The organism is Marinitenerispora sediminis (assembly GCF_003336425.1).
Taxonomy (GTDB): Bacteria; Actinomycetota; Actinomycetes; order Streptosporangiales; family Streptosporangiaceae; genus Marinitenerispora; species Marinitenerispora sediminis.
In genome coordinates this window covers 23,273-29,909 of the sequence record NZ_QEIO01000060.1, presented here as the reverse complement: position 1 = coordinate 29,909, position 6,637 = coordinate 23,273, and the positions used below count along the sequence as shown (strand labels likewise).

Annotated in this window: 6 protein-coding genes; 2 read left to right on the top strand and 4 right to left on the bottom strand. The window is 75.1% G+C overall.

Translation table 11 applies throughout. The features are described from left to right. From DEF28_RS13660 to DEF28_RS13650, 3 genes are all read right to left on the bottom strand, one after another. Positions 1 to 1,112 (bottom strand): DUF2510 domain-containing protein (locus tag DEF28_RS13660; protein ID WP_114446149.1); only part of this gene is annotated, 1,112 nt, incomplete at its 3' end. 85 nt (positions 1,113 to 1,197) lie between these two features. Continuing rightward, positions 1,198 to 1,908 carry a hypothetical protein gene (locus tag DEF28_RS13655; RefSeq protein WP_181874342.1) on the bottom strand — a complete coding sequence of 237 codons (711 nt, stop codon included), beginning with the start codon at positions 1,906 to 1,908 and terminating at the stop codon, positions 1,198 to 1,200. 146 nt (positions 1,909 to 2,054) lie between these two features. Beyond that, positions 2,055 to 3,800: a substrate-binding domain-containing protein gene (locus tag DEF28_RS13650; protein WP_233515286.1), complete on the bottom strand. Its 1,746-nt coding sequence runs from the start codon at positions 3,798 to 3,800 to the stop codon at positions 2,055 to 2,057. A gap of 447 nt (positions 3,801 to 4,247) precedes the next feature. Between DEF28_RS13650 and DEF28_RS13645 the strand changes: the two genes are divergently transcribed. Continuing rightward, a complete protein-coding gene (locus DEF28_RS13645; RefSeq protein WP_114398621.1) occupies positions 4,248 to 4,754 on the top strand; it encodes a hypothetical protein in 507 nt (168 codons plus the stop codon). Between the two features lie 36 nt (positions 4,755 to 4,790). Continuing rightward, positions 4,791 to 5,609 carry a TrmH family RNA methyltransferase gene (locus DEF28_RS13640; RefSeq protein WP_114398604.1) on the top strand — a complete coding sequence of 273 codons (819 nt, stop codon included), beginning with the start codon at positions 4,791 to 4,793 and terminating at the stop codon, positions 5,607 to 5,609. Here DEF28_RS13640 and DEF28_RS13635 read toward each other — a convergent pair. Then, positions 5,585 to 6,442 carry a diacylglycerol/lipid kinase family protein gene (locus DEF28_RS13635; RefSeq protein ID WP_233515285.1) on the bottom strand — a complete coding sequence of 286 codons (858 nt, stop codon included), beginning with the start codon at positions 6,440 to 6,442 and terminating at the stop codon, positions 5,585 to 5,587. The genes DEF28_RS13640 and DEF28_RS13635 overlap by 25 nt on opposite strands. Between the last annotated feature and the right edge of the window lie 195 nt (positions 6,443 to 6,637).

Sequence of the window (6,637 nt, the reverse complement as noted above, 5' to 3'; positions counted from 1 at the left end):
CCCGGCCGCTGGTGCGGCCAGGGGGCCTGACCGCCCGTTCCCGAATGCTGCGGGGGTGCCGCGGAGGCGGCGCCGGATGCGCCGGCCTCCGGGGTTGCGGGGGCCGGCGGACCCGCCTCCGGGGCCGCGGCCGGGCCGCCGCCGGCCGCCTGATCGGAGGCGGCGGGGGGAGCGCCCGGGGCCGCCGCGGCCGGGGCTCCGGAGGCCGCCTGCTCGCGGCGACGCTCCTCCTCCTTGGCCTGCTGCTCGGCCCGGCGCTTGGCCTCCTCCTCGGCCTTGCGCCGCTGCTCCTCCTGGCGCGTCTTGCGTTCCTCGGCGAGTTCGGAGCGGTAGTCCTGCAGCCCCTCCTTCAGGTTGCCGAGGAACTTGTTGAGCTTGAAGCCGCCCTTCTTGGGCTCCTCGGGCGGTGCGGAGCCGGCCGCGGCAGTCGCCGTGAACAGCGGGTCGCCGGGGTTGAAGACCGCGGTCCGGGGCGCGGCTTCGGCGGCCGACTCGCCGGTGAGGTCGCGCGTGGGGTCGCTCTCCTCCTCGTCGTCGATCGCCGGCCGCCGCATGCCGCTGAGGTCGGCGGTCGGGTCGTCCTCGTCCTCGTCCACGTCGGCGGAGCGGGCGTCCTGGGGCCGACTCGGCGGGTCGATGCGCATGGTGGAGGGTTCGAGCCCGGCGTCGGGGGACGCCGGACGCGGGCGGCTCGGCGGATCGATGCGCATGGTCGCGGGCGCGTCGTCCACGGGGTCGACGGGGCGGTGCGGGCGGTCGTCGGGGTCGATGCGCATGGTGGACAGGGCCTCGTCCACGGGCTCGACCGGCCGGGCGGGCGGATCGGCGCGCATGGCGGAGCCGGTGCCCGCAGCGGTGCCGCCGAGCGCGCCGAGGTCCATGGTGGCCTCCGCGGCCCCGTCACCGGAGCGGTCCGCCGGCCCGCCCGCCGCGCCGGTCAGGTCGCTGGTGGCCTCGTCGTCGGCGGACGCGGCCGAGCGTTGCCCTGATTCCCCGCGGAGTTCGGCGAGCGAGCGGACGTGCTCCGTCCACGCTTCGCCGTTCCACCAGCGCAGCTGCCCATCCTCGCCCCGTGGGTCCGCGTACCAGCCAGGCTCGATCGATCCACCCATGGCCGACAGACTAAGGGGTTTTCGGGTGGTGGATAACCAGGGGTCCGGTTCCGGTGGCTGTCCGCACCCGCGCCGTGCGGGCCGGTCACGAGGCGGTGGCGGCGTGCGGCCGGGTCCCGTTCCCGGTCGGGTCCGAGTCGCCTTCCGGCGGCTCCGGAGCGCGGGGCGCCTGGGGGATCGTGCGCTGGGCCGGGATCTCCATCCCGAGCATCCGCCGGACGTCGACCGCACCCGGCCCGACGGCGCGGCTCGCCGGCACCTGGGAGTGCCCGAAGTGCCCGCCCTGGGCCCACGCGCGGACGCTGCCCGCGGAGCCGTAGGCGGACGCCGCCTCGGGCGGCGGCCCGGCGGGCCAGCGGCGCTCGACGCCCCAGGAGTCGAGCCACTCCAGGATCGCGGCCAACCCGGCCATCCGGCCGTCGGTGACCGGGTGCGACGCGCGGCCGACCACCAGGACCAGGAGGCAGGCGCGGCCCTCGCGCGCGCGGTCGACCGCGTCGGAGCACCCCAGCTGGCCGGCGGCGGCGACGGTGGCGGGCAGCAACTGGACGACCTCGCCGCTGAGCGGGTTCCACACCAGGTGGGCGTTGCGCCCGTCACTGGCCAGGCGCTGGGCGACGGCCCGCGCCGACAGGGCGCCGGGATCGGATTCGGTCGTTTGCCAGACGGCCCGGGGCGCGCCTCCGTAGAGGGCGGACCCGGGAGTGGCGCGGCGGACTCGTCCGGCGCCGGGCATCCACGCGTTGGCCACCAGGGCCACCTCCCAGCGTTCGCAGGTGCAGGGTGCTCTGACCACCCTGAGTACGCGAAGACGCCCGGTAAGTCCATAGGTGTACCCGGGTGTCATCGTGTGGGGGAGGGAAGTGCGGTCTGCCCGATCTGCATGGCCACCGCGAACGGCGTCCGGCGCCCCGCGGCCAGGTGTGGCCACGGGGCGCACGCTCACTCGTCCTCGGCGACCCGCAGCGCGAAGGACTCCAGGAAGATGTCGCCGATCTCGGTCGGGTCGTCGGTGGCGTAGGCGGCGCCGTGCGTGGCGTCGGCCACCTGGCGCAGCGGCTCGGGGTCGGCGTCGGGACCGAAGGCGATGGAGATGACGCTGACCGGGCGGTCCGGGTCGTAGGCGTCCCGGAGCTCCTCCAGCAGCTCGTCCAGTGAGACGCTGCGGTCGTCGTCGTTGCTGCCGTCGGTGAGCACCAGGATCGTGTTCACCCGGTCGCCCCGGTAGGAGTCGGTCATCTCGCGGTAGGCGGCCAGGATCGTGTCGTACAGGCCGGTGTCCCCGTCGGGCTCGGGCCGGATGCCCGCCAGCGCGGAGCCGAGCACCTCCTGGTGGGTGCCGCCGTCGACCTCCTCGCCGAGGGGGCGGATCGGCACGACCTCGCGGTGGTCGCGGTCGCCGTCGATCCGCACGGAGAACTCCCACAGGCCGATCTCGGCGTCGCGGGGGAACATGCCGAGACCCTGGCTCGCGGCCTGCGTGGTGACCTGCATCCGCGTGAGCCCGGTCCCCGGCACCGCCTGGGCCATCGATCCGGAGATGTCCAGCACCGCGAGCATCCGGCTGTTCATCTGCAGCTGGTTCCACGCCCGCAGCAGGGAGGTCACCGAACCGTCGCTGGGCGTCGGCAGGTCGTCCGGCGGGGTGAGCCGGAAGCCGGCCGCGCCGTCCAGCGCGGAGGCGTCCGCGGTGCCGTCCGCCGAGCGGAAGCCCGCGGCGCGGACGACGGCCTGCGCCTCCTGCCGGACGAGCTGTCCGCGGAAGGCCTCAGCCGCCCGGACGGCGAGCGCGTCGTCGGTACGCAGCAGGTAGGGATAGTCGAGCGTGTAGGTGCCGTCCTCGGGGTAGCCGACGCGGGCCGGCGCGTCGGGGTGGTCGGTGTTGTAGCGCAGCGCCGCCTGCTCGGAGAGCACCACGAGCTGAGCGCTGCCGTCCCGCAGCGCCTCGAAGGCGGACGCCTCGTCGGCCGAGACGTCCCGCTGCAGGTTCTGCAGGGCGGCGACGAGTTCGGGGCTCGTGGTGTCGCCGCCGCCGATGGCCCCGTGCACGAGGGCGAGCGCGGCCAGGCCCGACGAGCTGCGCAGGGGGTCGATGACCTGCACGCCCGCGCTCTCCGCGCCGGGCGCGGCGGTCGGCAGCAGGGTCTCCCAGGACGGCGTCCGCTCGCCCTGGGAGGCGGAGTCGGTGCCGCCGGGCCGCTGCGCCACCAGCAGCGGTGTCCTCGCCACCGACGTGCCCGTGCCGGTGAGCGTCGTCTCCGCCGCGTCGCGCTGGACGATCTTCTGCCACAGGGAGGAGTCCGGGATCCAGACATCGGAGTCGGCACCGCCGCCCGCCGGGTCGGCTCCGATGGCGGCGTAGGCGACGTCGGCCGGGTCCGCTCCCCGCACCTCGACCCGGACGCACCGGCCGTCGACCGCGTGCCGCTCGTCGTTGAAGGCGTCCGCGAGTTCGGTGAGCGCGGGGGCGAGCTCGGGGGCGGCCGCGACCGAGAGCGGGATCTCCTGGCCGCCGCAGCCGCCCTGGCGCTCGAACAGCAGCCAGCCGCCCAGGGCCAGCGCGAGCAGGATCGCGCAGGCGGCGCTCAGTGCGGCGAACGCCCTCCTCCGGCCGCGGCGGCGCCGTACCCGGTCGGGGCGGGGGGAGTCAGGAGCGTCTTCGGGAGGGGTTCCGCGGTGGCGTCCCAAGGCTTCCTCACGGGGTCGGTGCCGACGGTGTGGGACGGAACGGTACTCAACCCGGGATGCGGATGAAAGGGGCGAGTTATGGCATGAGTGGTATTCCGGACAGGGCCGGTCGGGGTTTCGGGCGGACCCATCCTGTGTGCATTCGACTCCTAATCGTGATCTTTCGGGGCGATGCCTCCGGGGCGCATGCCGCGACCGGCGGTAACGGCGGCTGGATGCCGGAGATGGCGGACGTCCGGTAACGGTTTCACGTACGCGTTGATACGAACCGTGATCGAACATTTTCGGCGAGATGATCCCGCCGCGGGATCGCGGCTAGGATGCAGACCGGCTCGCGCGTACAGGGGGATCGCGCGGCGTTCGGCCGGCACCGGGACGACGGTTCCGTGCGGCTTCGGGGAAATCCGTGTAGTTCGTCGTAGTTCGTCGACTTCTAGAGTGGCGGCCATGCTCAAGCTGAACCCCCGCCGGGAATCCTCCGGCTCTATCGGCACCGCGGTCCTCGGGACGCTCTGCTTCGGCGGAGCCGTGGGCTACGTCGCGGTCGTCGGCGCCTCCCTGGTGTCGCTGTCGGTGGCGGGTCCGCCCCTGGAGGACGTGCGGAGCATGAGCGCGATGAACGGGCTGCCGACGGGCCCCATCGGGTCGCTGCGCATCGTGGTGGACACCGGCGACGAGGTGTACGAGCAGGAGCTCACCTGCACCGGCGACGCCGCCACCGACCCCGTGGTCTGCGCGGACCTCGCCCGCGACGCGGAGCAGGAGGACGCCGCCGACCCGTTCGAGGAGGTCGCGCCCGGGGCCATCTGCACCGAGACGACCTACGGAGGCCAGAGCGCCACCGTCACCGGGACGTGGAACGGCACGCGGGTCGAGACCGAGCTCAACCGGCAGGGCTCCTGCCAGGAGGCCCGCTGGCAGCGGCTCGAGTCGCTCACCGATCCGCTGGAGTAGCGCGGCGGTGCCGGCCACCGGACATACTGAACCGCTGTGAACGTCATCGAGATCGCCGACGCGGCGGACGCCCGGCTGGCCGACTACCTGCGGCTGCGCGACGTCAACCTGCGCAGGAGCCTGGAGGCCGAGCACGGACTGTTCATGGCCGAGGGCGAGAAGGTCGTCCGCCGCGCCCTGCACGCCGGCTACCGCCCGCGCTCCGTGCTGCTCACCGAGCGCCGGCGCGACCTCCTGTCCGACCTCGCCGGCGACCTCGCCGCCGTCCCGGTCTACGTGGTCCCCGAGGCCGTGGCCGAGCGGCTGGTCGGCTTCGACCTGCACCGCGGCGTCCTGGGGTCCTTCCACCGCACCCCGCTGCCCGACCTCGACACCGTGCTGGCCGGCGCGCGCCGCGTCGTGGTGCTGGAGGACATCGTCGACCACACCAACGTCGGCGCCATCTTCCGCAGTGCCGCCGGCCTGGGGATCGACGCGGTCGTCCTCGCCCCGCGCTGCGCCGACCCGCTGTACCGCCGGGCGGTGCGGGTGTCCATGGGGGCGGTGTTCACCCTGCCCTACACCCGGCTGACCGACTGGTACGGCGGCCTGTCGACGCTGCGCGACCTGGGGTTCAGGCTGCTCGCGCTCACACCGGCCCCGGGCTCGGTCCCGCTCGCCGACGCGCTCGCCGGCGCCGGCCCCGGCGACCGCCACGCCCTGCTGCTCGGGACCGAGGGCGAGGGCTTGTCGGCCCGGTGGCTGGACCAGGCCGACGCCCGGGTCCGGGTGCCCATGGCCGACCGCGACGTGGACTCCCTCAACGTCACGGCCGCCGCCGCGATCGCCTGCTACGAACTCGTCCGGTCGGGCTGATCCGGCAGCACGAAGTTCCAGGCGCCCGGCAGCACCCGCCAGGTGCGGTCGACGATGCCGTCCTCGATCTCCCCGTCGGAGGTGGCCGAGCACGGCTCGCCGCTCACCCGCACCACCGCGGCGCTGCGGCGGTGCAGGTCCAGCTCCATCGGGTGCGTCCCGCGGTGCAGCCGGACGGCGTGCATGAGGCGGGCCGCCGGGCCGCGGGACCGGGACACCACCAGGCGGATGCGGCCGTCGTCGGGACGGGCGTCGGGGTCCAGGATCGCGTGGCCGCCGCCGACGCGCGGCCCGTTGGCGAGGCCGACCAGCAGCACCCGGTGCTCGGGCCCGATGACGACCTCGCCGTCGGCCTCGACCCGCAGCCGGTACCCGCGCGCGGCCCATCCGGCGATGAGGCCGCCCACCGGGAAGCTCGCCGGGCCCAGCCAGCGCTTCAGCCGCGACGCCGCCCGGGTGGAGTCGGCCCCCACGCCCATGTGCACCGCGTTCACGGTGACCACACCGGTGTCGTCCACGATGAGGTCGAGCGGGCGCGCCGTGCCCGCGCGCAGCGCGCGGGCGGCCGCCACCGGCTGCAGCGGGATGCCGGTCCCGCGCGCGAAGTCGTTGCCGGTGCCCATCGGGACCAGCCCCACCGTGCGGCTGGCCAGCTCACCGCGCCGGTACAGCGCACCGGCGACGGTGTGCAGCGTGCCGTCGCCGCCCGCGACGACGAGCATCTCGTGGCCGCGGTCCAGCGCGGCGTCGAGGCCGGCGGGGTCGGAGCACCGCGCCACCTCGGCGTCGGGCCCGAGTTCGGCGGCGACCTCCGCCAGCCGGTCGCCGGCCACGCCCCCGGCCTGAGAAGTGGTGATGACGAGGATGGCGCACCTCCGCGGAGCGGGCCGGACCCTCCGGCCGCCAGCTGACCCTTGCCCCGAAACGCCCGCTCCTCACCCGATCCGCGACCCGGGGCCGGGGCGCGCCGCGGAGCGGCTGGTAGGTTCGTGCCGGCCGGGGACCGGCGACGACGTTGGGCGAAACGG

Excerpts from the sequence above, each read along its gene's own strand:
- DEF28_RS13645 (WP_114398621.1), top strand. The coding sequence starts at position 4,248 with ATGCTCAAGCTGAACCCCCGCCGGGAATCCTCCGGCTCTATCGGCACC.